This window comes from Ruegeria pomeroyi DSS-3, assembly GCF_000011965.2.
Taxonomy (GTDB): Bacteria; Pseudomonadota; Alphaproteobacteria; order Rhodobacterales; family Rhodobacteraceae; genus Ruegeria_B; species Ruegeria_B pomeroyi.
Genome location: NC_003911.12, coordinates 2681017 through 2706590 on the forward strand (window position 1 = coordinate 2681017; position 25574 = coordinate 2706590).

The 25574-nt window shown below is 61.5% G+C and carries 24 protein-coding genes; 5 read left to right on the forward strand and 19 right to left on the reverse strand.

The window, feature by feature from the left end; genetic code table 11:
• The 5 genes from SPO_RS12845 to SPO_RS12865 are packed head-to-tail and all read right to left on the reverse strand — an operon-like array spanning position 1 to position 4825.
• On the reverse strand, positions 1–879 hold the full coding sequence (locus SPO_RS12845; protein WP_011048238.1) for a branched-chain amino acid ABC transporter permease: 879 nt from the start codon (positions 877–879) through the stop codon (positions 1–3).
• 3 nt (positions 880–882) lie between these two features.
• Positions 883–1599, reverse strand: coding sequence for an ABC transporter ATP-binding protein (locus SPO_RS12850; protein WP_011048239.1), 717 nt, complete (start codon positions 1597–1599; stop codon positions 883–885).
• Positions 1596–2363, reverse strand: coding sequence for an ABC transporter ATP-binding protein (locus SPO_RS12855; protein WP_011048240.1), 768 nt, complete (start codon positions 2361–2363; stop codon positions 1596–1598). The genes SPO_RS12850 and SPO_RS12855 overlap by 4 nt, the downstream gene beginning before the upstream one ends.
• 7 nt (positions 2364–2370) lie before the next feature.
• The gene (locus SPO_RS12860; RefSeq protein ID WP_011048241.1) at positions 2371–3690 is read right to left on the reverse strand and encodes an ABC transporter substrate-binding protein; all 1320 of its coding nucleotides are present in this window, start codon (positions 3688–3690) and stop codon (positions 2371–2373) included.
• Positions 3691–3709: 19 nt separating this feature from the next.
• Positions 3710–4825, reverse strand: a complete 1116-nt coding sequence (locus SPO_RS12865; RefSeq protein WP_011048242.1) for a class II histone deacetylase — start codon at positions 4823–4825, stop codon at positions 3710–3712.
• A 156-nt stretch (positions 4826–4981) separates the two neighbouring features.
• On the opposite strand from SPO_RS12865, the gene SPO_RS12870 reads away from it, so the two are divergent.
• Positions 4982–5719: a helix-turn-helix transcriptional regulator gene (locus SPO_RS12870; RefSeq protein WP_011048243.1), complete on the forward strand. Its 738-nt coding sequence runs from the start codon at positions 4982–4984 to the stop codon at positions 5717–5719.
• Positions 5720–5956: 237 nt separating this feature from the next.
• On the opposite strand, the gene SPO_RS23505 is transcribed toward SPO_RS12870, so the two are convergent.
• The 5 genes from SPO_RS23505 to SPO_RS12890 all read right to left on the reverse strand — a co-directional run bounded on the left by SPO_RS23505 (position 5957) and on the right by SPO_RS12890 (position 12152).
• The gene (locus SPO_RS23505) at positions 5957–6148 is read right to left on the reverse strand and encodes a cupin domain-containing protein (protein ID WP_084790984.1); all 192 of its coding nucleotides are present in this window, start codon (positions 6146–6148) and stop codon (positions 5957–5959) included.
• 227 nt (positions 6149–6375) lie between these two features.
• Entirely contained in the window at positions 6376–7617 is a 1242-nt protein-coding gene (locus SPO_RS12875) for an acyl-CoA dehydrogenase family protein (protein WP_011048245.1), read from the reverse strand.
• 29 nt (positions 7618–7646) lie between these two features.
• On the reverse strand, positions 7647–9200 hold the full coding sequence (locus SPO_RS12880; RefSeq protein WP_044028473.1) for a class I adenylate-forming enzyme family protein: 1554 nt from the start codon (positions 9198–9200) through the stop codon (positions 7647–7649).
• 17 nt (positions 9201–9217) lie between these two features.
• The gene (locus tag SPO_RS12885; RefSeq protein WP_011048247.1) at positions 9218–10588 is read right to left on the reverse strand and encodes an acetyl-CoA carboxylase biotin carboxylase subunit; all 1371 of its coding nucleotides are present in this window, start codon (positions 10586–10588) and stop codon (positions 9218–9220) included.
• A gap of 7 nt (positions 10589–10595) precedes the next feature.
• Positions 10596–12152 (reverse strand): acyl-CoA carboxylase subunit beta, encoded by a 1557-nt coding sequence (locus tag SPO_RS12890; RefSeq protein WP_011048248.1) that lies wholly within the window; start codon positions 12150–12152, stop codon positions 10596–10598.
• Between the two features lie 144 nt (positions 12153–12296).
• On the opposite strand from SPO_RS12890, the gene SPO_RS12895 reads away from it, so the two are divergent.
• Together SPO_RS12895 and SPO_RS12900 are read left to right on the forward strand one after the other, a co-directional pair.
• Positions 12297–12524 carry an acetyl-CoA carboxylase biotin carboxyl carrier protein subunit gene (locus SPO_RS12895; protein WP_011048249.1) on the forward strand — a complete coding sequence of 76 codons (228 nt, stop codon included), beginning with the start codon at positions 12297–12299 and terminating at the stop codon, positions 12522–12524.
• A 40-nt stretch (positions 12525–12564) separates the two neighbouring features.
• On the forward strand, positions 12565–13314 hold the full coding sequence (locus tag SPO_RS12900) for a GntR family transcriptional regulator (protein WP_011048250.1): 750 nt from the start codon (positions 12565–12567) through the stop codon (positions 13312–13314).
• Here the strand turns inward: SPO_RS12900 and SPO_RS12905 are convergent.
• The 4 genes from SPO_RS12905 to SPO_RS12920 are packed head-to-tail and all read right to left on the reverse strand — an operon-like array spanning position 13302 to position 17155.
• Entirely contained in the window at positions 13302–14207 is a 906-nt protein-coding gene (locus tag SPO_RS12905) for an amidohydrolase family protein (protein WP_011048251.1), read from the reverse strand. The genes SPO_RS12900 and SPO_RS12905 overlap by 13 nt on opposite strands.
• Before the next feature lie 58 nt (positions 14208–14265).
• On the reverse strand, positions 14266–15309 hold the full coding sequence (locus SPO_RS12910; RefSeq protein WP_011048252.1) for a TRAP transporter substrate-binding protein: 1044 nt from the start codon (positions 15307–15309) through the stop codon (positions 14266–14268).
• A 45-nt stretch (positions 15310–15354) separates the two neighbouring features.
• The gene (locus tag SPO_RS12915; protein ID WP_011048253.1) at positions 15355–15867 is read right to left on the reverse strand and encodes a TRAP transporter small permease; all 513 of its coding nucleotides are present in this window, start codon (positions 15865–15867) and stop codon (positions 15355–15357) included.
• A 1-nt stretch (position 15868) separates the two neighbouring features.
• Positions 15869–17155: a TRAP transporter large permease gene (locus SPO_RS12920; RefSeq protein ID WP_044028476.1), complete on the reverse strand. Its 1287-nt coding sequence runs from the start codon at positions 17153–17155 to the stop codon at positions 15869–15871.
• A 150-nt stretch (positions 17156–17305) separates the two neighbouring features.
• On the opposite strand from SPO_RS12920, the gene SPO_RS12925 reads away from it, so the two are divergent.
• Positions 17306–18295: an NADPH:quinone oxidoreductase family protein gene (locus SPO_RS12925; protein ID WP_044029268.1), complete on the forward strand. Its 990-nt coding sequence runs from the start codon at positions 17306–17308 to the stop codon at positions 18293–18295.
• A 9-nt stretch (positions 18296–18304) separates the two neighbouring features.
• Positions 18305–19333, forward strand: a complete 1029-nt coding sequence (locus SPO_RS12930) for a phosphotransferase (protein WP_230981739.1) — start codon at positions 18305–18307, stop codon at positions 19331–19333.
• A 56-nt stretch (positions 19334–19389) separates the two neighbouring features.
• Here the strand turns inward: SPO_RS12930 and SPO_RS12935 are convergent, their stop codons facing one another.
• Genes SPO_RS12935 through SPO_RS12955 form a run of 5 tightly spaced genes read right to left on the reverse strand, consistent with a single transcriptional unit; the run spans position 19390 to position 25526 of the window.
• Positions 19390–20103, reverse strand: coding sequence for a FadR/GntR family transcriptional regulator (locus tag SPO_RS12935; RefSeq protein ID WP_011048257.1), 714 nt, complete (start codon positions 20101–20103; stop codon positions 19390–19392).
• A gap of 19 nt (positions 20104–20122) precedes the next feature.
• On the reverse strand, positions 20123–21079 hold the full coding sequence (locus SPO_RS12940; RefSeq protein WP_011048258.1) for an ABC transporter ATP-binding protein: 957 nt from the start codon (positions 21077–21079) through the stop codon (positions 20123–20125).
• Positions 21079–22944: a dipeptide/oligopeptide/nickel ABC transporter permease/ATP-binding protein gene (locus SPO_RS12945; protein WP_011048259.1), complete on the reverse strand. Its 1866-nt coding sequence runs from the start codon at positions 22942–22944 to the stop codon at positions 21079–21081. The genes SPO_RS12940 and SPO_RS12945 overlap by 1 nt, the downstream gene beginning before the upstream one ends.
• The gene (locus SPO_RS12950; protein WP_011048260.1) at positions 22941–23888 is read right to left on the reverse strand and encodes an ABC transporter permease; all 948 of its coding nucleotides are present in this window, start codon (positions 23886–23888) and stop codon (positions 22941–22943) included. Before SPO_RS12950 ends, SPO_RS12945 begins: the two co-directional genes overlap by 4 nt.
• A 60-nt stretch (positions 23889–23948) precedes the next feature.
• Complete coding sequence (locus SPO_RS12955) at positions 23949–25526, reverse strand: ABC transporter substrate-binding protein (protein WP_044029270.1); 1578 nt, start codon at positions 25524–25526, stop codon at positions 23949–23951.
• Positions 25527–25574: the final 48 nt, after the last annotated feature.

Below are 25574 nucleotides of genomic sequence, written 5' to 3' on the forward strand. Positions count from 1 at the left end.
TCATAGGCGCACCACCCTTTCCCGGCCAAAGAGGCCCTGTGGCCGCCAGATCAAGAGGAGGATGACCAGCATCAGCATGGTCGGAAATCCGAACCGCACACCGAAGTAATACCCGATCGCGGCCTCCAGCAGCGCGAGGCCAAAGGCGCAGACACCCGCGCCCCAGACATTGCCCAGCCCGGCGACCACGCAGATCACGAAGGCCTTCAAGAGAGGGTCACCCCCCATTTGCGGCGAAAGCGTCGCCTGTGTCGAAATCATCAGCCCCGCGACCCCGGCCAGCATCCCCGCCAGTGCCATGACCTGCAAAAACACCGTATCGGCCTTGACCCCCATCAGCATCGCGGCTTCGCGGTTCATCGCCGTCGCCCGAATTGCCCGGCCAAAGCGGGTTTTCATGAGCAGCCAGGCCGTCCCCAGGATCAACGCCAAAGCCACCGCAACATTGGTCAGCGCCTGAAGCGTGATGCTCACGCCGCCAAGCTGGGCAATGCCCTCGACACGCACGACCTGCGGATAGGGATACCCGCCGTAGATCTTGAGAACTATGTCCTGCAGCACGATCCCAAGCCCTGCTGTTGCGACCATGACGTTCATTCCGAAATCCGGCGAGCCCAGCATGAAGCGCACGATCAGAAGATGCGTCAGCACACCGATCACCGCACCTGCGGCCATCGCGGCAACAAATCCCAGAACCAAGGGCAGTTGAAATGCATTCGCCGCCGAATAGGCAACATAAGCGCCCAGCGTCATGAACAGCCCATGGGCCATGTTGAACATGCCCAACGTGCCAAAGATCAGCGACAGCCCGACCGAGGCCAGCGCATACATCGCGCCCAGGGTCACGCCTGTAAAGAAAATCTGGATGAGCACATCCATGGGTCAATGCCCTCCAAGATAGGTCTTGAGAATGTCGCCCGAGTCCCGCGCCTCGGCGGCGCTGCCCTGCCACACCACATGACCGGCATCCATCAGGCAAAGCCGGTCCGCGAAATGCATGAGGCGGCTGGGGTTTTCCTCGACCACCAGAAACGCCTTGCCACGGGCGCGCAACTGGTCCAGCGCCGCATAGATCTGTTCGATCACCAGGGGCGCGAGGCCAAGCGACGGCTCGTCCAGCATGATCAGCCGCGCATCTGCCATCAGGCCGCGGCCGATCCCCACCATGCGTCGTTCGCCCCCCGAAAGGCCGCTGGCAAGCTGGTTGCGTCGGTCCTTGAGCTTGGGGAACAGCTGGTAGACATCGGCCAGCCGCTGGGCGATCTCGACCTTGTCCGACGCCAGATAGGCGCCCATCAGCAGGTTGTCTTCGACCGTCATCTCGGTAAACAGCTGATCGCCTTGCGGGACGTGAATCAGACCAGCCTCGACGCGCTTGTTCACCGCCATCCGGCCAGCGTCCTGTCCGTCGAATGTGATCTTGCCACTACGAAGGGGAAGGAAGCCGGAAAGCGTCCGCAACAGAGTTGTCTTGCCGTGCCCGTTGGGGCCGATCAACGCCAGCACGCCTTGCTGCGGAACCTCGATCGAGACACCATGAAGGACAGGCCGGTTCAAGTAGCCCGACACCAGGTTCTCGCAGGATAACAGCTGGGTCATGCCATGCCTCCAAGCCCGGCGCTGCCCAGGTAGACTTCGGCAACGGTCTTGTCATTGGCCAGCCCGCCAGGCGTTCCGTCATAGATGATGCGGCCCTGATGCATCATGACTGCGCGGTCCGCGACAGCGGTCAGGAAACGCATGACATGTTCAATGAACACCAGCGTCATGCCCCGCGATTTGAGCCCCAGCATCAAATCGATCAATTCGTCAATCTCGGGCGGCGTCAGGCCGCCAACGGGTTCGTCCAGCAACAGGATGTCCGGCTCGCCGATCAGGGCGGTGGCGATCATCAGTTTCTTGCGCGCGAGGATGGGTATGCCTGCCACAGGGTCTGACGCGATATCGGCCAGCCCGATCTCGTCCAGAAGCACCTGGGTGGCTTGCTTGTCGGCCCGCGCCGTAAGAAGCCACCCGCCGGCGCTGCGGCGTCCAAAGGCGCGCGCGGCCAACAGGTTTTCAAACACCGTCATGTTGTCGAACCCGGAATTCAGCTGGAATGTCCGCGCCATGCCAAGCCGGCACAGACGGTGCGGCGCAAGACCGGTAATATCCTGGTCCCGAAAGCGAATTGTGCCTTCGGTCGTGCGGGTCAGCCCGCTGATCAGGTCGAAAAAGGTTGTCTTGCCCGCACCGTTGGGGCCGCCGATGCCGATCACCTCGCCACGGTCGACGGTGAAATCCACCCCGTCGACGGCCGCAAGAGCTCCGTAGCGCTTAGTCACGCCACGGAGTTCGAGGAAGCCATGTGCATCTTCGGCCATCAAGACCTCAGCCCTTCATCCAGGGCGGCATCTTGAACCCGGCCTTCTTGTAGGGCGCCGGTGCGATCAGCACGCCATCCTCGGCCTTGTCGAAGATCTGGCTGAAGATATGCGGCATGCCGAGGCTCGGGTCGTTGGTTTCGGTCGGATAGCTCCAGGCCGATTGGGTGTCGGCATGAAAACGCATCGTTCCGACCGGCCCGCGAAAGATCAGCGACCGCAACCGGTCGGCAACCGCCTTGTTTTGCACATCGTCATAAGGCGCGCCGGGCCCACCGGCGAGAGCGGCAGCAATGGAATAGGCATAAAGCGCCGAATAGGTCTGGCAGCCGCTGGCGGTCGAGGACAGGTCGCCATACCTTTCCTTGTAGGCCTTGGCAAAGGCATCGCCCATTTCGTCCTGCAAGGTGCCAAGAACGGTCGCGTAGGTCACACCGACCGAGTTGTCCCCGGCAATGTCGCGGAACGCGGCCAGCGAAGCGCCGTATTGCAGATAGACAAGGCTGTTCGTCGGGTCGGTCATGAACTGGTTCATGAACAGCGCCTGATCCTGCGGATAGAAATGCGTGACGACGATCACCGCCGGGGGATCGGCGCGCAGCTTGGCCAGTGTCGGGCCCCAGTCGGATACCGGAATGGCCACCGTCTCAAACAGCGAGACATCATAGCCATATTCACCAGCCCCATCGCGGATGGCATTGGCGATGTTAACCGAATAGATGCCCGGCCCGGTGATGATCGCGATCTTGTTGTTGGGGCGGCTGAATTCGCCATTGTCCTCGATATCCTTGAGGAACTTGAGGAAGCCGCCGCCATAGAGCGTCTCGGGCGGATCGTACTGGAAGGTGCCCCAATACCGGTCGGGATCGGATTTCACCATCTCGTCATGCACGGCCACGGTGTTGGCATGCATTGCGATAACGCCGGCATCGGCGGCCACGTCATGCAGCGCGGTGCCGTTTTCCAGGTTATAGCCCGCGATCAGCGCGCTGGCGTTGTCCCGGTCGATCAGCCGCTGGGCGGACTGGATGACAACATCGACCCCCTTGCTCTGGGTGTCGGCAAAGACCAGCTCGATCGGCCGGCCGAGAATGCCGCCAACCGCGTTGATCTCGTCCGCCGCCATCTGGATGCCGCGCTGGAATTCGATCCCGTCCGCGGCAACGATCCCGGTCAGCGGCGCCGGACAGCCGATCACCACCGGATCGGACGATTGCGCCTGTGCCGCGCTGTTGAGCCCGGCCAGCATCGCGGCCGAACCCGTGGCCATGCCAGCGGATTTCAGAAACCCGCGCCGGGTTTGGGTATGTTGCAACTCTTTGGTCATTTTGACCTCCCTGGATGTATCAGCTTGAGAAATGCGCGTCTTTCGCGCGCTTGATTGCGGCGGCCTGATCGTTGCTCAGGGCCTGACCGCCATAATTCGCGATGAAGTCGGCATAGGGATCGGGCAGCGTATCGGATGCGCCGCTCAGTTCTTCGAGAACCGCCAATCCGCAATAGGGAACATAGACAGGCGAATACCCGCCTTCATGCGTCACCACGATACGCCCCTGGCAATGCTTGTCGGCCAGCGTCATCACCTGGCGCGTCATCCAGCGGAAATCCTCGGATGACAGCATGCAGACGCCCAGCGGATCGACGGCCGAGGCATCGTAACCGCAAGGCAAAACAATCAGTTCGGGCGCGAACGCATCAAGCGCCGGAATGACGATCTGTTCGAATGCTTCGCGGTAGGCGCCCGAACCCGAACCCGGCGGCAGCGGAACGTTGATGTTGCTGTTGCCTGCGCCCTTGACCCCGATACCGCCCGAATCCAGCGGAAACAGGTTGTCCTGATGAAGCGATATGGTCAGCACGCCGGGATCGTCGAGGAACACGGCCTCGGTTCCGTTTCCGTGATGCACATCCCAGTCCACGACCGCGATCCGCGTGAGGCCATAGGTCTTCTGGACATGGCGGATGCCCAGAGCCGCATTGGCCAAGAGACAGAACCCCATCGCCAAATCCGGAAGTGCGTGATGCCCGGGCGGACGGCACAGAACATAGGCATTCTCGGCAGCGCCGGTCATCACCGCATCCATCGCCACGATCACGCCGCCCACGGCAAGGCGCGCGATCTCAAGGCTTGCGGGGCCGGCCGGGGTCAACTCTCCGGCATCACCACCACCCCTCTCGCAGACCGAGGCCAGATGATCGATGTGGCTTTGCGGGTGAACCATGCGGATCACTTCATCCGCCGCCCGCTTCGGCCGGAGATGAGACAGGTGCTCCCAAAGCCCCGTCGCCTGAACAAGGTTCTGAAGACGGCGCTTGGTTTCGGGATTCTCGAAATGCTCTGCCGGTTGAACGGTCAGGCTCGGCACCATCGAGCCGCACCAGTTCTGGGTGTCGTGCCAGTAATACAGCTCCGATGCGACAAGGGCTGTCCGGCGCGAACAGGTTGTATTTTCGTGAAACATGACGTCCTCCCACCTTTAGGTTCCACCACGGGAGAAAACGCACAATACCACCAGAGTAGTATTGATACCAAATTTCCTGATGATACAGTGGTATAAGAACTGGAGGGCAGCACAATTCTGCAAGGAAATTCCAATGAGTACGAGTTTTTTGGCCAGTTGTGCACCGCTCGCTCGATCGACGATTTCGCAAGCGTCGTGGTGCCGTTCTGTCGCGATGTCTTTGCGGTTCAAAGTGTTCTGGCGATCCGTTTCCACCCCAGCGGACCCCCTGAGCCACTGTTCAAATGGGTTCTGGAAAACCACCTCGAAGCGTTATTCGACCGGGACTACACCCGGTTTGGCTACCTGCTTGACCCGTTCTACAAACTGGCCGTGGAAACAGAAAACTGGGTGGCATGCCCCTTGCGTGAAATCGCACCGGACCGGTTCGAGACGAGCGAGTATTTCTCGAACTATTTCGGGCCGATGGGATTAGTCGACGACATGGGTTTTGTCGCTCGCGTCGACGACGACACATCGGTGAACATGTCCATTGGCCGCCATGCCGGGAAACGCCGCTTTCGGGCCAGCGAAATCGCAAGGTTCCGGTCGTTGTCGACGGTACTGGTGCCAAGCCTGCTGTCGGTTCTGGGCAAGCCGACAAAACGCAACCCGGGCGTCCCAGCCACGCTGGAGCATCGCTTTTTGACGATTTCGCAAAACGGAGAAAACGAGATTTCTGACCGCGAAGCCGAAGTGGCAACACTTATCGTGCAGGGTCATTCCAGCCGCGCCATCGGCTACAAGCTCGGGATATCAAGTAACACGGTCAAGGTGCACCGGCGCAATCTTTACAAGAAACTGAACATTTCATCGCAAAGCGAACTGTTTGGGTTGTTGACCCAAAATGCCTGACTGAAAGTCAGGGAACTCGGTGAAGCGTTTCGAGATTGATTTCGAGGGCGAGTCGGCTCCGACAATCCTGCAATATCAAAAAGTTACGAGTTCCGTACAATATCATAAAACTTAACCTTCTTCGATGCACAAAACCGCCTGCCCAGGGAACGGGCTGTTCGGCAGATCAAATCGGATTACCCGGCAGGCATTGGTTAAAGGTAGGCAATACAGAAACGCTCTTTGATCAACGCAAGGTCATGTTTGCCGGGCTTGTTTTGCCGGGACGTTTCGGCCCATTTCCCCGGAGGAAGACAAGTTGATCAGCTTTGCCTGCGTTTCTCGGACATTCTTCATATTATGCGTAACGCCTCTTGAGCAATGCACCGTATCGCCGGGCCCAAGAGTGTAATGCGCATCACCGATTCTGACCTCAAGCTGTCCTTCGATGGTGTGAAAGGTCTGGTCTTCTTATTTGTGATAGTGATCGGGATTGAACGCGCCCGGGGCGATGACGCCGTTGCTGATGACACGTTCGGCGTTCGTCGCGTCCTTGCCAAGCACCATCCTGGTGAACTCGTCCCCGGCCACCGTGTGTTTTTTTTGTTCCAGCCGGTCACGACAGGTTGTTACTCGGTTTCCGGCCTGCGTGCTGTCATCGCTTCTTCTCCTTCGGTTCAGGATGCGACAGTTCGAATATCAACTCCGAGACGCGCCGCTGCGCGTTTGAATTCGGACCTTGCCACGGCGCGGCGGTGCACCTCGTCTGGCCCATCGGCAAGCCGAAGCGCGCGTTGCGCGGCATACATCCACGCCAGCGGCGTGTCCTCCGACACACCCGCGCCGCCAAAGGCTTGAATGGCATCGTCAATCACCCGCGCCGCCATGTTGGGCGCGGCGATCTTGATCATCGCGATTTCGTCCTTTGCGGCCTTGTTGCCGACGGCGCCCATCATCCAGGCCGCCTTGAGGCAGATCAGGCGGGTCATCTCGATCTCTAACCGCGCATTGGCAACGCGCTCTTCCCAGACCGAATGCATGCCGATGGCCTTGCCGAAGGCATTGCGCGTAAGCAGGCGCTCGGTCATCAGTTCAAGCGCGCGTTCTGCCGCCCCGATCGAGCGCATGCAGTGGTGAATGCGCCCGGGGCCGAGCCGCCCCTGAGCAATCTCGAACCCGCGGCCTTCTCCCAGAAGCACGTTTGAAACCGGCACGCGCACATCCTTGAGCGAGACTTCCATATGCCCGTGCGGCGCATCGTCATAGCCAAAGACCGGCAGATGCCGTTCGACCGTCACGCCGGGTGTGTCTGCCGGGACAAGCACCATGGATTGCTGGGAGTGAACCGAGGCTTCTGGATCGGTCTTGCCCATCACGATGAAGATCTTACAGCGCGGATCGCCCGCGCCCGACGACCACCACTTGCGCCCATTGATCACATACTCATCCCCCTCGCGGCGGATATTGCATTCGATGTTGGTGGCATCGGACGAGGCCACATCGGGCTCTGTCATGAGAAAGGCAGAGCGGATTTCGCCATCCAGCAGCGGACGCAGCCAGCGGGATTTCTGCTCCTCGGTTCCGTAAAGAAAGAGGGTTTCCATGTTGCCGCTGTCCGGTGCGTTGCAATTGAACACCTCGGGCGCAATATGGCTGCGGCCTGTCAGCTCGGCCAGTGGCGCGTAGTCCAGCACCGACAGACCGGCACCAAACTCGGCATCGGGGAGGAAGAGGTTCCACAGCCCCGCGCTGCGCGCCCTGGCCTTCAGCTCTTCGATGATCGGCGGCACGTGCCAGCGCGAGGGCGCGGCGCCGTGCTGCTCGTGATATACCGCTTCGGCAGGGTAGACATGCGCGTCCATGAAGGCGGCGAGACGCTCGTGAAACTCTTTCGCCTTGGCAGAAGGTGCAAAATCCATTGTGGTCCTCTTTCGTTTCCGGGCAGGACTCAGCCGCGCGCGGCCAGTTCGGCAAGTTGCATCCGGTCGACCTTATCGACAGGTGTACGCGGCATCGCGTCGATCACGCTGACACGTTTGGGCACTTTGAAATCGGCCAGCCGCGCCTTGCACCAGCCTGTGATGTCGTCACTGGTCAGCGGCGAGGCCAGTTCGACAAAGGCATGCCCTACCTGCCCCCATTGTTCGTCATCGACGCCAAGAACGGCTGCCGCACGGATGGCCGGGTGAGCCTCCAGTGCGATCTCGATCTCGCGCGGATAGACGTTGAAGCCGCCGGATTTGTACATCTCCTTGCTGCGCCCACAGAAGACGAGGTAGCCATCTTCACGGACCATGGCCAGATCGCCCGTATGCAGGAAGCCATCGGCAGTGAACGCCGCCGCGCTGGCCTCTGCATTACCGAGATAGCCCGCAAACGGGTGCGGGTGCCTGATCTGCACTTCACCCTCTTCGCCGTCAGGCAGGGGCTGGCCGCTCTCATCCGCGATCCTCAGCTCCAGCCGAGGATCGGGTTTGCCGGTGGTGTTGAGCAGGACCTCGACATCGCGTGTCGGCGGTGTGAAGACGATGGGGCCGTTGCTTTCGGTCATCCCGTATTGCTGGGAGAAGAGGGCATCCGTCGCATTCAACAGCTTACGCAAAACGGCCTCGTTGATCGGCCCTGCGCCCCAGCTGATCGCCTTGACCGAAGACAAGTCGGACGTTGCAAAATCCGGGTGCTCGACCAGCCGCGCCAACATCGCAGGCACCCCGCTTATGATCGCCAGCTTTTCCGCGAAAGCCGTCCTGAGCGTGACGCCGGGATCAAATTGCTCGGACAGGATCATCTTGCCGCCCGACGCCATGGCAACGCCGATACCGCTGGCCAGAGCGCCGATGTGGTTCACCGGCAGGTCAATCAGCTGCGTTGGCGCAGGCAGGTTGAAGCGATCAATGTGCAGCGTGTGCGAACGGAAAGCGAGACCGGCATGGGTGATGAGCGCCCCCTTCGGCTTGCCGGTTGAGCCCGAGGTATAGATCACCACCGACGGGCTGTCCGGCTCGAGCGTTTCGGTTGCCTCGCGCCACCGGCGCAGCACCTCGTCGTATGGCAGCTTCTCGGGGAGAGCCGCGGGCGCGAAGGCGGGCGCGAAGCGCAGAACGCTGAAACCAAGATCGGTCTCATGGCTGGCCAGATCGTCCTCAAGGTCGCGCTTGCCGATGCGGGTCATCGACATCAGCACCTTCACGCCTGCGTCCGCGAGGATTTGCGCCTGCTCGCGACGCTGATAGCGCGGGTTGATCCCCATCCACGTCGCCCCGATGAGCCAGCAGGCCAGCAGCGACAGGATTGCTTCTGGACGCGGTGGAAACAGAGCCGCAACCCGATCACCCTTCTGCACGCCCTTGGAACGCAGCACCTCGGCTAGGGCGGCTGCATGCCCAGCCATGTCGCCAAAGGAAATGCGATGCGCACCAAACACCAGCGCTTCCTTGTCGGCCCCGGCCTCCAGAAACGGCTTCAGGGCATGAAGAAGCGATCTTGGGGGTGTCATGGTCATCCTCGTTTGTATGGCTCTCAGCCCGATTGCGCAGAAAGAAGAGCGTCCAGATGCGTGTCGATGAAACCGGTCCAGACCTCGCCGCTTCGGAAGGTCGGGTTCGAGGTGATCGCGATCAGGAAATCGCGATTGGTCGCCAACCCCTCGACATGGGTCGCGCGCAAAGCCGCGTTGATACGTTCCAGTGCCTCGTCGCGACTCTCTCCCCAGGCGATGATCTTGGCGATCATCGGGTCATAGAAAGGGGTAATCGTATCCCCCTCACGCACGCCAGTGTCGACGCGGACGCCGTCCATCCCGTCAGGCAGGGAAAACCGCTCTAGTGTTCCGGGCGAAGGGAGGAACTTCTTGGCAGGGTTTTCCGCGTAAAGGCGGCACTCGACGGCGTGCCCGCTTGGCGCACGATCTGCCAGATCGTCATGGATGTCATCACCCGCAGCCAGCCGAAGCTGCGCCGCGACCAGATCGGTGCCCGTCACCATCTCGCTGACGGGATGCTCGACCTGAATGCGGGTGTTCATCTCCAGGAAGAAGAATTCGCCGGTGTCGGCATCCATCACGAACTCCACCGTGCCCGCGCCGCTGTAATTCACCGCGCTCGCCAGCGCGCAGGCAACCTCACCCATACGCGCCACGATCGCACGGTCGAGCCCCGGCGCGGGGCTTTCTTCGACCACCTTCTGAAAACGCCGCTGGAGCGAGCAATCGCGCTCGTGAAGATGTACGGCGCGGCCATCGCCAAAGCCGAAGACCTGTATCTCGATGTGCCGCGCACGGGCGATGAACCGCTCGAGAAAAACCGATCCGTCACCAAAGCTGCGCGCGGCGGCAGACTGGGTGCGCTCGGCGATCTTGCGCAGCTTGGCCGGATCGTCCACGCGCTGCATCCCGATGCCACCGCCGCCCGCCGTGGCCTTGACCAGCAGGGGAAAGCCGACTGTTGCCCCGGCCTCTTCCACCCCGTCCAGCGCGCCTTCGGCAAAGCTGTCTGAGCCGGGCAAGACAGGCACACCGGCCTTGATTGCAAGCGCCCTTGCGCGACCCTTGTCGCCCATGTCTGCGATGGTTTCCGGCGCAGGACCGATCCATGTCAGGCCGGAATTCACAACGGCGCGGGCAAACGACGCGCTTTCCGACAGGAAACCATAGCCCGGGTGAACCGCCCCTGCCCCCTTTGCCCGGGCGGCTTCGATCAGTGCGTCCTGCCTGAGATAGCTTTGTGCGGCGGGCGGCGGGCCGAGGCTCACGGCCTGATCGGCCATCTCGACATGCAGCGCCCCTGCATCGGCCTCGGAATAGACGGCGACCGTCTCGATCCCAAGCGATCGGGCCGCCCGGATGATACGGCAAGCAATTTCCCCTCGGTTGGCAATAAGCAATCGCTTCATGGCGTCCTCACATCCGGAAGGTGCGGCCCTTGGGGCCAAGCTGATCGGCGATCAGTTTCCACGAGTCGTCCAGCCAGTCATTGAGCAGCGCGCGGGTGTCGCGCGGGTCGATGATGTCGGGAATGCGGAACTTCTCAGCCGTCAGAAAGGGCGATTCCATGTGGAAAAAGTGACCTTCGATCTCGGCAAGCCGCGCGGCCCTGGCCTCAGGATCAAGCGCATCGAGCTCCTTCTTGAACGCCGCTTCGGCCCCGCCATCCACCGGGATCGAGCCCCAGCGGCCCGAGGGCCAGGCATAATGCAGGTTGATGCCCTGAACCCGGCCGAACGTGCTGCCTGCGAGCCCATAACAACGCCGGGTGATGATCGCACACCACGGCACCTGGCTTTGCTCGATGGCCATGCAGACCCGGACTGATCCTTTGACCGCACCGCTGCGCTCGGCCTCGGGCCCGACGATGGTGCCGGGCTGGTCGACCATATGCACGATGGGCAGATGGAACGTGTCACAGAGGTCGATGAAGGCTTCCATCTTGGCTGCCGAGGCCTTGGTCATCCCGCCGCCATATTGCATCGGATCGGTGGTGATCACGCCCACGGGGCGCCCGCCAAGCCGCGCGAAACAGGTGACGACCGACCGACCATAGCCCTTGGTCAGTTCAAAGACCGAGCCCCTGTCGAACACCATGTCGAGGATTTTGCGCGATTTGTAGACCTTGCGCTTGTCGCGCGGGATGATTTCGATCAGCTCTTCCTCGCGGCGCTCTTTTGGGTCGTCGCTTTCGATGACCGGCGGCATCTCATAGACGCTGGAGGGCAGATACGACAGGAACCGGCGCGCCATCTCGAAGGCCTCCGCCTCGCTTCTGGCCTCGTTGCCCATCACGCCGCTTTCGCGGGTGTGGATCTTCGAGCCGCCAAGGTCTTCCTTGTCGACCTTGACGCCCATGCCACGCTCGACCACCGGGGGGCCGCCGGCAAACACCTGGCTGGTGCCCTTGACCATGACCGAGTAATGCGCGGTGGCCGCCTTGATCGCGCCCAACCCGGCGCAGGGGCCAAGCGCCAGGCCGACAATGGGGATCGTCCCCATCATGCGAGCCAGATTCCATGTCGGGTAGGCGGGTAGCTTGGTCGCAGCGTTCTGGTCGAGGATCTTCACGCTGCCGCCAGCGCTTTCCACAAGACGGATCAGCGGCATGCGCATCGCTTCGGCGTAGTTCTCGGCATAGATCCACTTCTCGGACACGGTGGCCTCGGACGACCCGCCCCGAATGGTCCAGTCATCCCCGTCGATCGAGACCTTGCGCCCGTCGATCGTTCCCCTGCCGATCACCGCATTGGCCGGGGTCACATCAACAAGGTTGTGATCCTTGTCATAGGTGGCCTTCCCCGTGAGCGCGCCAAGCTCGCGGAAGCTGCCTTCGTCAACCAGCATGTCGATCCGTTCGCGCACGGTAAGGCGGCCCGCATCGTGCTGGCGCTTCACCGCCTCAGCGCCACCGAGCTCTTTGGCGATCTCGCGGCGCCTGTTGATCTCGTCAACTTCCTTCTGCCAGCTCATTATCGCTCCCTTCCGACCTGTCGATTTGGGTGTGCCTCAAGACTACACAAAATAAGATTGTTGACAATAAGAATGATTTGAAAAGAATAAAAGCACGCGTTGGCGCCCTCGACCCGCGCGTAGTTGGATCATGGAGGCAACCCGATGAGTGATGAAACGATTGAATCCGAGATCGCCGGCACGGTCTGGAAGATCGAGGTCAAGGTGGGAGACACCGTCGAGGAAGAAGACGTATTGATGATCCTCGAATCCATGAAGATGGAGATACCCGCCGAGGCCACGTGCGACGGTACCGTCGCCGAGATCCTGGTGAGCGAGGGGGATGGCATCACGGAGGGTCAAGCGCTTGTGCGGATAACGCCGACACAATAAACTCGTCCAGATTGCGCAATTCAGTCATAGGGACGAGTAGATGTATCAGCAGACTACAGCACTGCATCGCGCGATGCTTGCCTCGCTTCGGCCCTCTCTCGCAGGGGGCAGCGAGGCTTTGTCGATTTCCGAGCAGATCGCCATGCAACTGGCCGACGAGATCGTCAACGAGAAATACAGCCCAAATGACCGCTTGCAGGAGATCGGGATATCCGAGCGCTACAAGGTCAGCCGTGGCCCCGTGCGTGAAGCGCTGCGCATCCTGGAGAATGCAGGTCTTGTGACGATCGCGCCTCGGCGTGGCGCCATCGTCACGCAACTGTCGGCGGAAGAGGTCGCCGATGTGTTCGACATTCGCGCCGTCCTGTCCGGGCTGGGCGCGCGGCGGCTTGCCGAGACACGCAGCCAGGATGACATCAAGATGCTGGAGCGTCAGCTTTCCGTGCTCAAGAAGCTCGCGAAGAAGTCAGGTTCCACGGCGGCGGCGGACTACGTTCATGCGGTGGTCGAGTTTGGCCTTTCGATCAGCGAGGCATCGGGCAACACACGCCTGAACTCGATGGTCACGCTGCTGTTCCATCAAACGTTGCGGTATTCGCGCCTTGGCCTGTCCTCACCCGAGAGACGGGCACATTCCTGCGAGAATTGGGCCGAGCTGGTCGATCATATCGTGCATGGCCGCGGTGAAGACGCTGAGAAGACCGCGCGCCGCCTGGTTGACCAATCCAAGATTCACGCGATCCGTTTGCTGAAGGACGAGGCAAACGCAGCGACGGATCAGATCCGGTAGAACCGCGCGGCCGTACCAGTTAGCATCTGCTCGCGTTCTTCTTCGGAGAAATCCGAGATGATCTCGCCATAGGCGCGCCATAGCCGCCCGTAATCCGACATCAGTTTGTCGACCGGAAAATTGGAGCCGAACATGATGCGTCCGGGGCCAAAGGCCTCGATGCAATGCATCGCAAACGGGCGGATGCTGTCCGTCGTCCATGCGTTGTCGACCATGCCGAAACCGCTGATCTTCATCGACACGTTCGGCAGTTCGGCCAAACGCGTCACGGCTTTGCGCCAGCCCTCGAGGTTCGCCTCGTCCCGCTCGGCCGGCATGAGGGCGTGGTCGATCACGATATTCAGGTCGGACAGGCCCTTTGCAATGTCTGCAAGCGCCGCGGCCTGATGGTGGTAAATCTGGGCATCGAAGCTCAGCCCCATGTCGGACAGACGTCTCAACCCCGCGGCCCAATTCGGATCGGCCAGATAGTCTTGCGGCGCTCGGTTGAGCTTGGGGTCGTCGTGGCGGTTCAGCACCTGCCGCACACCACGAAACCGGGCGCTTTCAGCATGCGCTTCGAGCACATCCCCGACGTCAGACGCCGAGAGATCGGCATAGCCGACGATGGCATTCGGCAGGTTTCCTGACCCCTCTTCACGCGCGACCTGCTCCAGCCAGCGCGTTTCTGCCACCGGGTTGGAAAAGTCGAAATTGGCCTGGACATGCACCGATTTGACGATGGTCAGATCCGCGTCCTGCGCATCGGCCAGCAAATCGGCGGGCTTGTAGTTACGCATGATCGCCGCGGTGTCGCCCCAGCCACGGTCGCCATGGTCTTCGGTATACCAAGGATAGTTCGCGCCGTTCAGCTCGACATCCCACAGGTGATGATGTGCGTCGATGAATTGCATTGTGTCTCCAGAGAATGCGAGGCCCGCCGGGAGGAAGCGGGCCCCGTGTTGATCCGGCTTACAGCGCGCCTGCCTCTTCGAGAAGCCCGATCAGTTCGCTCAGGCCCTGCTCTTCGAGAATGCGGCGTGCGAGCGCCGGATCATAGGTACCTTTCACCGCAACCCAGGCCTCGACGGCACCCTTCGACCATTCGGCGAGTTCGGCTTCGGTCGGAACATAGACAGACACCTTGTCCTGCATCGCGGCGATGGCATCCTTCTGCCACGCCAGGTCATAGTTCAGCGCTTCTCTGGCGATGTCGGCGGCCACCTTGTCGACAGCTTCCTTCGCCCAATCGGGCAGCGCGTCATAACGCTGCTTGCTCATCATGACCGGGCGGCCGCTATAGGAGCTTTCCACGCGGGTAACGAATTTGGTCACCTCATAAAACTTGGCCGCCGAAACGAAGACGTCCTGCAAATACATGCCCTGCACCACGCCGGACTGCAGCCCCTCGTAGAGCGAGGCCCAGGCATAGGGAATGGGCACCGCGCCCCAGCCCTGCACCAGATTGAACTCGGTCGGGCTTTTGGTCACGCGGATCTTGAGTCCCTTGAGATCGGAGGGCACGCGAACCTCGCGCTCGGTATTGACCACGTTGCGGAAGCCGCCAGATGAAACCGTTGCCAGCACATGAATGCCCATTTCACCGGCTGCTTGTTTGGCCAGTTCATCGCTCAACCAGCCGCGCATGATGGTCTCGGCTTCCTGCTGCCCCTTGAACAGGTAAGGCAGGTTCAAGATGTCGAACGTCTTGCCGAACGCGCCCATGTTGCCGGCCGAAACCGTCGTCATGTCGATCTGGCCCAGACCCAATTGCTCCATGCACGCGGCTTCGCTGCAAAGCGCGCCGCGCTGGTGAACTTCCAGATCGATCCGGCCATCCGAATACTTCTCGAGGTTCGGTTCGATCACTTCGGTCAGAAGCTTGCCGAAGCCCCATGTCGGCTGGCCGGCAACGCCGAAGACCAGTTTGATTTCGGCCTCGGCGATGGCCGCGCCGGCGGTCAGGGCAGCCAGCGCGCCGCCCAGAAGCGTTGCTTTCATCTTTCCAAATTTCATTTCATCCTCCTTGTCTTTGGTTTGGCGCGCCCTGTGCGCGCAGCCTTATGGAAATTCCTGATCGTCCATGTGCGGGGCCTCATCCAAGGGACGGAACAGCGACAGGATCGACGCCACCAGAATGCCCACGCCCGTGATCGGCAGGATCATCAGCGGATAGGATTTCGGCAGGTTGCCCAACTCCCAATAGGAGCCGAGAATGCGCGAGGCGGCCTCGTATCCCTTTGTCAACAACAGCAATCCGAACCCGGCAAAGGCCACGGCCCAGAGCTTGCGGAACCAGCGCCCGTAGTGGGCCGGGATCAGCTGATAGAGCGCCTCCATGGCGATGTTGGAACGTTCGCGCACCGCGATGATCAGGCCCAGGAATACCATCCAGACATTGGCGAACATCGCCAGCGTATCGCCCCAGAACGGCGGGTTCAGGAACACGGTGCGCATGATGACGGTATAGGCGATGAAAGCCACCATCAGCACCAGCATCGCGCCGCAGATCACCGGCAGGATGCGCAGGATGATGAAATCCGCGCCGTCGGATATACGCTTCAGGACAGGCATCTCACAGGAACCCCAACAAGGCCGGAAGAAAGAGCGTCAGCGGCGCCAGAAAGAGCATCAGCAACAGCACCAGGATCTCGACCGCGAGGAACGGTAGCAGGGCCGCAGCGGATTGTTCGAGCCTGCACCCGGCGATGGCCGTGGCGGTGAAATAGCACACACCGACAGGCGGCGTGACCGTGCCCAGCAGGAAGCCGACCACCACCACCAATGCGGCCTGGACGGGTTCGTAGCCCGCGGTCTCGCAGGCGGCGACCAGCAGGGGGCCCAGCACGATGATATTCGCCGCGGCATCCATGATCATCCCCGCCAGAAGGATAAGCCCGAGCAGCATGAGCGCGAAGAAGAACGGCGTTTCGGCGAAGCCGAGCAGCCAGTTCTGAAGCATTTCCAGCGCGCCCAGACGGGCCAGCAACCATGTGAACGGACCCGCAGCCGCGATGATGACAAAGACGGATGCCGACATCCGGACCGTGCGGTTCAGGGCGCCAAGGAACGAGGCCAAGTCGAGATCACGATAGACCACCGTTCCCAGGATCAGCGCCACCAGCGCGGTGATCGCCCCGGCCTCGACCGAACTGAACCAGCCACCGAAGATGCCGACCACGAGAATGAGCGGCACGCAGAGCGCCAGCGACGCGCCCCAGGCCGCGCTCAGGAACGCGCGAAACGTGAAGGGCTCGTCACCGCGCTCATGATCCTTGGCCTTGGCGATGATCCAGGCGGTCAGCATCAGCAGCAGACCGATCAGGATACCGGGCAGGATGCCGCCCGCGAACAACGCGCCCACCGACAGGTTGACCGAACTGGCCAGAACGATCATCGCGATGCTGGGCGGGATGATCCCGCCAATCGTCGATCCGATGGCCGTGATCGCGGCGGCATAGGCGGGCGTGTAGCCCTTGCGCTTCATGTCAGGGATCATGATCGTGCCGATGGTCGCGGTGTCAGCAACCGCCGATCCGTTCATGCCTGCAAAGAACATGCTCGCCACGATATTGACCTGCGCCAGCCCGCCGCGCATCCGCCCCACGATCACGCGGCTCAGCCGCATGATCCGCTGGGTCACCGAAGAGCCATTCATCAACTCGCCCGTCAGCATGAAGAACGGCACCGCCACGAGCGGGAAGTGCGCTATGCCCTCGTACATCTGATGTGGAACGGTCAGCAGCGGCGCGGCGTCGGTCAGCAGGATGTATGTGGTCGGCATCAGTATCATCGCCAGCGCCACCGGGGCCCCGAGCAGCACAAGCACGACAAAACAGACCACGAGCAGAACAATTTCCATCTGGCCCCTTCCCTCCCGTTTCGACACGTCTCGCGATGTCTGCGCCTACCGCTTGCGGAGTGCCTTTGATGAGCCTAAAGTGGAAACATAAAGATTGTCAACAATATTGGCTGAAGCCCGACCTGCCGGAAACCAACACGAGGAAACATGATGAAAGCGCTGATGAGCAAGACCCCTGGAGGCCCCGACAGCCTCAGCCTGGAAAACATCGCAGAACCTGTTCCTGGCAAGGGAGAAGTGCGGATCGCCGTCAAGGCGGTCGGACTCAACTTCCCCGATCTGCTGATCATCCGAGACCTTTACCAGTTCAAGCCCCCCCGCCCCTTCGCCCCTGGCTCTGAGCTGTCCGGCATCGTCGAAAGCACTGGCGAAGGCGTCACGCAGCTGAAGGCCGGCGACCGGGTGCTGGCCTTCTCAGGCTGGGGCGGGTTGGCCGAGCAGGTCGTGGTTCCGGAAAGCAGGATCTCCAGGATTCCCGACCAGATGCCCTTCGAGGACGCCGCCGCCTTCATGATGACCTATGGCACCTCCTATCATGCGCTCAAGGATCGCGCGGGACTGGGCCTGGGACAAACGCTTCTCGTGCTTGGCGCATCGGGCGGCGTCGGGCTGGCCGCAGTAGAGCTGGGCAAGATCCTCGGCGCGCGCGTGCTGGCGGCGGCATCGTCCGAGGACAAGCTGCAAACCGCGCTTGATGCCGGGGCCGATGACGGTCTGGTCTATCCGCTGGGTGAGATCAACAAGAAAGAGCTTTCCACGCGCTTCAAGGAGCTGTGCGGCAAATCGGGCGCTGATGTCATCTATGATCCGGTCGGTGGCGACTACTCCGAACCCGCCCTGCGCGCGATCGCCTGGGAGGGACAGTTTCTGGTGGTCGGCTTCCCGGCGGGCATCGCCAAGCTGCCGATGAACCTGCCGCTGCTCAAGGCCTGTAGCGTCACCGGCGTTTTCTGGGGCGCCGCCGTCGAGCGCAATCCCGCGCAGCACGCCGAAGCAACGGCGGAGCTTTTCGACTTTTACCTGAAGGGCAAGGTGAAGCCAAAGGTCGAAGTGATGCAAGGGCTCGAGAACGCCGCAGCCGCGCTCGAGAAGCTGTCGCAGCGCAAGGTGCAGGGCAAGCTCGTCGTCAGTCTGGGCTGAGACGCGATGATGGTAAAGCCCCTGCACGAATTCGACCGCTCCGAGCTCGGCTCCTACCTTGCCGCGCATGTCGAGGGGTTCGACGCGCTGGACAAAATCGAGCGTTTTGGCGGCGGGCAATCCAACCCGACCTACAAGATCACCAGCGGTGCGCGCACTTTTGTTCTGCGCGCCAAGCCCCCGGGCAAGCTGCTGGCCTCGGCGCATCAGGTCGACCGCGAATACCGCGTGCTACGCGCCCTGTCCGATACACCTGTCCCGGTGCCACAGGTCTATCACCTGAGCGGAGAGACCAGCCCGCTGGGAACGATGTTCTACGTGATGGAAATGCTCGATGGGCAGATCTTCTGGGACCCTGCCCTGCCAGAGCTGGCGCGTGACCGGCGCGGCGCCGTCTACACGCAACTGTCCAGGACGCTCGCCGCCCTGCACGATGTCGCCCCGACGCAGATGGGCCTGCGGGACTTCGGTGCTCCAGGTGACTACTTCGCGCGCCAACTGGCACGCTGGACCAAACAATATCGTGCCAGCACCGACGCGGAGAATCCGCTCATCGAACAGCTCATCGAATGGCTTGCGGCGCATCAACCCGAAGATGATGGACAGGTCAGCATCGTGCATGGCGACTTCCGGATCGACAATCTCGTCTTCTCCAAAGACGCCTCCCGCGTGATCGGCATTCTTGACTGGGAACTCAGCACCCTTGGTCATCCGATCGCCGATCTGGCCTATTTCTGCATGTGCCTGCGCCTGCCTCAGTCAGGCCTCGTGAAGGGCCTCGGATCGGCAAATCGCGATGACTTTGGCCTGCCCACCGAAGAGAGCATTGTCGCGCAGTATTGCGTGCAGCGCGGGATCGAGCCGCCAGCGTTCTGGACTTTCGCGCTGGCATTTTCGTTGTTTCGTCTTATCGCCATTGCGACCGGCGTACTGAAGCGCGCCCAGCAAGGGAATGCATCAAACCCCAGGGGAGAAGCAGAAACGCGGCGTATCATTGAAACGTTGACCAAGCTCGCAGGCGACGTGATCGCAGGTTAGCGTTCTTGCGAAAATGTCAGGGCAGGACTGACCCCACTAGCCACATGCCAATGCTGTTACTCCGAAATGAAACGGCTTTCCATTTCGACTTCCTGTTGCCGCATGAGCTTCCAGGCTGTTTTCATGTGATCCGTCATGATGGCTCGGGCCTTGTCGGCCTCGCCATTGCGTAGGGCAGCGATCAGTTGCTGTTGGTGGTCGCGCCCCTGTTTCCAAAGCTCGATGTTGGGCGGAGAATAGAGGCGGCGGTAAACCGTCAGATCTGTCAGCAAGTTCACCATGAAGTCGATAACAAACCCGAGAAGTGGGTTTTGAGACTGATTTGCAAGGATAGCGTGAAACCGCAGAGATGCGACATGCTGATCGCGTTCCTCATCAAGCGTTGCCGCGGGTTCGACGTATTCGGCTGTTGTTTTCTCAAGCAGATCAAGAGTGCTTTGGGACAACTTGCCAGCAAGTGAGGCAGCCAGTTCCGGTTCCAGAGTCAGGCGAAGCTGGTAAATGTCGCCGATGGTCAGGTCCTTGAAATAGAAATAGTTGCCCAATAGAGCCTTGGCGCGCTGTTGGCTGACTTCGTGTACGAAGCTGCCGCCGCCGGGCCCGGTGCGGGTCTTGATCAGCCCTTGCGCCTCGAGAATGCGCATCGCCTCGCGGATCGTCCCTTTTGCCATGCCAAAGCGTTCAATCAGCTCGGCCTCGCCGGGAAGCCGATCACCGGCCTGCAACCCCTGCTCCACAACCCAATCCTTGATCGCTTCGGCGACCTGCACGGGGCGGCTGATCTTGGGTTCAGCCTTCGAGCGGGTGGTGGCAGGCGGCAAGTTGATCTTCTCCCATTTCAGTCAGCTTTGGCTCATCGGCGCGGCAAATTTCCGTGGCGCGGGGGCAGCGGCCCGCGAAGGCACAGCCCGGCGGCGGATTGAGCGGATCGGGCAGCTCCGATCCTTTCTGCTCGGGCGCGGTGAGCGGTTTTCCAACCACCGGCGCGCTGTCCGCGAGAAGCCTTGTATAAGGGTGTCGGGGCTTTGCAAAGATATTCTCGGCGCGGCCGATCTCGACCACGGCGCCAAAATACAAGACGACAATCCGATCACTGACGGCCTCGACGACGGCAAGGTCATGGGTGATGAAAAGATAGGTCAGCCCGAATTGCGCCTTCAGGTCCGCCAGCAGGTTCAGCACCTGCGCCTGCACCGACACATCCAGCGCAGAGACCGGCTCATCCAGAATGATGATCCGTGGATTGGCCGCCAGCGCCCGGGCGATACCGATCCGCTGCGCCTGCCCGCCGGAAAACTCGTGCGGGTAGCGGTCAAGAAACTCTTCGCGCAGGTTTACGCTAGCGAAAATCTCGCTGATGCGCCTGTCCCGCTCGGGTTTTGGCATCCCGTAGAGCCGCCTGAGTGGGGCCTCCATCACCTGACGTATCGTCTTGCGCGGGTTGAGTGAGCTTTGCGGGTCCTGGAACACATATTGGATCAGCTTTCCGAACTCTGCCGGATCGGCATTGTCCAGCGCGCGCCCCTCGATCTCTATCGAGCCTTCGCTCGGCTCCAAAAGCCCCACGAGCATCCGTGCCAAAGTGGATTTTCCGCAGCCGGATTCGCCGACCACGCCGAGCGTCTCGCCGGTGGCCACCTCAAAGCTCATGGGCCGCACCGCACGCACCCCGGGCGGGGCCGAACCGAAGATCGGCTTTTTCAAAGGGAAGGTCTTGGCGAGATTGGTGACTTTCAGCGCGGGCATCAGACGGCCACCTCCGGGTAGAGGCAGCGCACGGCGCGGGGCGCGGTGCCTTTCAGTGCAACATCCCCGGCGCGGCAGCTCTCCTGCGCCTTGTCGCAGCGCGGGGCAAAGGCGCAGCCCTCGGGCAGGTTGTCGACCACCGGCGGCAGGCCGGGAATGGCCGCCAGCTCGCGCCGCCCGCCGCCAAGCTCGGGCACACAGGCGATCAGGCGTTTGGTATAGGGGTGTGCCGGGGCTTCCAGCACGGCCTGCGTCGGCCCTTGCTCCACAATCCGCCCGGCATACATGACCGCCACCCGGTCACACAGCTGTGCCACGACCCCGAAGTCATGAGTGATGAAAATGATCGCCAATCCCCTGTCGCGGCGCAGGTCGTCGAGCAGCGACAGGATCTGCGCCTGCACGGTAACATCGAGCGCTGTCGTTGGCTCATCCGCGATGATCACATCGGGCTCATTGGCGAGCGCCATGGCGATGCCAACCCGTTGGCGCATGCCACCGGACATCTCATGTGGATAGTTGTCTACCCGAGACTCGGCATTCGGAATACGCACGTCTTTCAGGAGTTGGATCGCGCGCGCGCGTGCCTCGGCATTCGAAACCTTGTGATGCGACTGAATCGCCTCGGCCAGTTGTTGCCCGATGCGGTACAGCGGATGCAGGGTCGAGAGCGGGTCCTGGAAGATATAGGCCACCCGGTCGCCGCGCCTCTGGCGCAGGGTCTCATAGGGTGCACCGATCAGGTCTTCGCCCTGAAAACGCACCGCGCCCCCGGTGATCACGCCGGGCGGCGAGGCCACGAGGCCCATGACCGACAGCGCCGTGACGGATTTGCCCGAGCCGCTTTCGCCGATGACGCCCAGGCATTCCCCGGGCTTTACCGCCAGCGAGACGCCGCCCACGGCCCGATAGATGCGGTCGCCCACATGGAACTGAGTTTCAAGTTCCTGTATGGCCAGAAGATCGTCGGTTGCGGCGGGGATGTCGCCCTGGCGCTCGACAAGCGTGGTCGCCCGCGGCCGCGACAGCGCACCCGAGCGCAGCCGTGGGTCAAGCGCATCGCGCACCCCGTCGCCCAGCAGGTTGATCGACATGACGATCAGGAAGATCATAATGCCCGGCACGATCGAGGTATGCGGGTGCGAGATCATCGCTGACCGGGCTTCGCCCAGCATCGAGCCAAGATCGGCCTGCGGTGGTTGCGATCCGAGGCCGAGGAAGCTGAGGCCGGCGGTCTCCAGGATCATCCAGCCCACCGTGGTCGACATGGCGATGACGATGACCGGCAGGACATTCGGCAAAAGCTCGGTCAGAATGATCCGCGCGTGTCCCATGCCCGCCAGCCGCGCGGCGTCGATGAATTCGCGCCCCGCGAGGCCCACGGTAATACCGCGAATATTCCTGGCAAAAAAGGGCACGTTTACGGCGGCCACCGCAATCAGCGCGTTCATCAGCCCGGGGCCAAGGGCGGCCACAATGGCCAGCGCCAGCAGGATGTAGGGAAAGGCCATCAACATATCGACGATGCGCATGATGATGTTGTCCACGCGCCCGCCGAAATAGCCCGCGACGATGCCGATGGTCGATCCGATCGTGGCCGCGACAAGCGCCGCGGCAATCCCGACGGCAAGGCTCAGGCGGGTGCCATGGAGCAATCGGCTGAGCAGGTCGCGGCCCAGATGGTCGGTGCCCAGCAGGTGGCCCTCGGAGAACGGGCGCTTGAACCGATCGGCGGTGGCGGTCACATCCGGGTCCTGCAGCGGCAGGAAGGGCGTGAGCAGAACCAGCAGAAGGATCGCGCCGAGCACCACCGCCCCCATGGCGGCCAGACGGTTGCGGAACAGAAGCTTGAGAAAGAGGTTCATGTCTTGATCCTCGGATCAAGCAAGCTTTGCGCCACGTCCACCGCGATGTTGAACAGAACATAGCAGGCTGCCACAAAGACCACACCGCCCTGCACCAACAGAAGGTCACGTTTGAGGATCGCATCAACCAGCATGCGGCCCACGCCGGGCCATTGGAACACGATTTCGATATAGACCGCGCCCGACAGGACAAAGCCCGCCTGAATGCCAAGCACGGGGATGATCGACACCATCGCCGCACGCAAGGCATGGCCCATGATCACGCGCCGTTCGGGCACGCCCTTGGCGCGGGCGGTGCGGATGTAATCCTGCCGCAAGACCTCCAGCATGGCCGAACGCGCAAGTCGCGCGATGACACCTGTCGCAACCGCCGCCAGCGCAAGCGCGGGCATGATCAGGTGTTTGAGCAGATCGGGCAAGTCTCCGCCGCCATAGATCGCATACATGCCTGACACTGGCAGCCAGCGCAGGTTCACCGCGAAGAGAAGGATCATCATCATGCCAAGAAAAAAGGACGGCACCGAGATGCCGATAAGAACCACGAAGGTGATCGCCTTGTCGGCGAAGCCATACTGGCGCGCAGCGGAAACCACCCCGGCAAGGATTCCAAGCAGCGCGCACAGGACAAAAGCGGTGCCCGCCAGGATCATCGTGGCATTGAACCGTTCGAGGATTTCGTCAAGCACGGGCCGGTTGAGCGAGAAGGAACGCCCGAAATCGCCGGTCAGCATATTGCCGAGCCAGATGACGTAACGCTGGACCATTGGCTTGTCGAGGCCAAGATCGCGGTTCAGCTTTTCGACATTTTCAGGGGTGGCGTATGAGCCAAGGATCGCTGTTGCCGGATCGCCGGGAATGAGCGACATGATCAGGAAAACGATGATCGTGATGCCCAGAAGAACGGGTATGGCCGAGATCAGACGTTTGATTATGTAGCTGCCCATCTCTGCCCCCCGGTTGGTTTGTTTCCGGGGCCGGCAACAACCGGCCCCGGAACTACAGGCTTAGTTTTTCACGACGCCCTGCAGGTGCAACAGGAACGACGGCTCAAGGCCGAAATTCTCGACCCGGTCACTTGTCACGGCGTTCTGTTTCCAGTTGGCCACGAACACCCAGGGGGCATCTTCCTGCACGATGGTCTGCATCTCGCGGTATAGCCGTGCGCGCTCGTCCTGATCGGTCGCCGTACGGGCCGCTTCAAGCAGTTCATCCACCTTCGGGTTGGCGTAGTAGCCCGAGTTGAAGCCGCCCTTGTCGGGCCATGCTTCTGACCGAAGCGCCAGATAGGGCAGCGTGTCCGGATCGTTGGTCATCCATGCCATTTCGGCCATGTCCGCTTTACCCTCGAGCCCAGGGTTCACCTCGCCCAGGAACGTGTTCCATTCGTAGGTTTCGATCTTCACGTTCAGACCCACGGCCTGAAGATCGGCTTGAATGGCGGTGCCCATCGGCACCGGGTCAAGCATGCCCGAACCACCCTCGGTCACGAAAAAGGTCAGTTCCGCACCCTCGGCACCCGCCTCGGCGATGAGCGCCTTGGCTTTTTCAGGGTCATAGGGATAGGGATCAAGCGCCTCGTTGTAAGCCCAGGCAAAGGCTGGCGGTGTCGGACCTGCGGCAACGGTGGCCGTACCTTCCAGCACGTCGTTGACGATCGCTTCCTTGTTGATCGCATAGTTCGCAGCCTGGCGCACACGCTTGTCAGCAAACGGGCCTTCCTTGGCGTTCAGGATCAGGAACCACACATGCGGGCCGGCCTGTTCGGCGACGCTGAAGCCATCGCCCTGGAACTGACCCAGCGACGTGGGCGGCACTTCGACCATCATGTCGATGCCGCCTGCCAGCATCTCGGCTACGCGGGTGTTGGCGTCGGTGATCGGGCGAAAGACCACGGCCTGCGTGCCCGCCACTTCCCCCCAATAGGTGTCATTGCGCTCTACCACGACAGCTTCGTTCGAGCGCCATTCGGCAAACTTGAACGGTCCGGTGCCAGAGGGATTACGCCCGAACTCCTTGCCATGCGCTTCGACCGCTGTAGGCGAAACCATCAGGCCCGTGGGATAGGCGAGGTTCGACAGGAACGGCGCATATGGTGCGTTGAGCGTGAACTTCACCGTCATGTCGTCGACGGCTTCGGTCTTTTCGACCGCACCGAAGAAAAACGACAGCGGGAATGGCCCCGTGTCGTGGAATGGGTGATTCTCATCCAGCATCCGGTCGAAGTTGAATTTCACCGCCTCCGCGTTGAAGGGCGTTCCATCGTGGAAGCTGACACCCTCGCGCAGTGTAAAGGTGTATTCGGTGCCATCCTCGCTGATGTCCCAGCCCGTCGCCAGCGCCGGTTCCACTTCGAGAGTGCCGGATTTGTAGCGGGTCAATCCCTCATAAACATTCACAAGAATTCGAAAATCATTGACTGCGGTCACGGCTGCCGGGTCGAGCGATTTCGGCTCGGCGATCTGGCCGACGATCAACACTCCGGGGGGTGTCTGTGCGCTCGCCGATCCGCTCAGCCCGCCTGCGACAAGCGCCGCCCCAACAGCGGCCATCAGGCCGCGGCGGGACCAGGATAATGGTGTCATCTCATGTTCTCCCTGTTGATGTTCTGCGTTGATAATTATCATGATAAA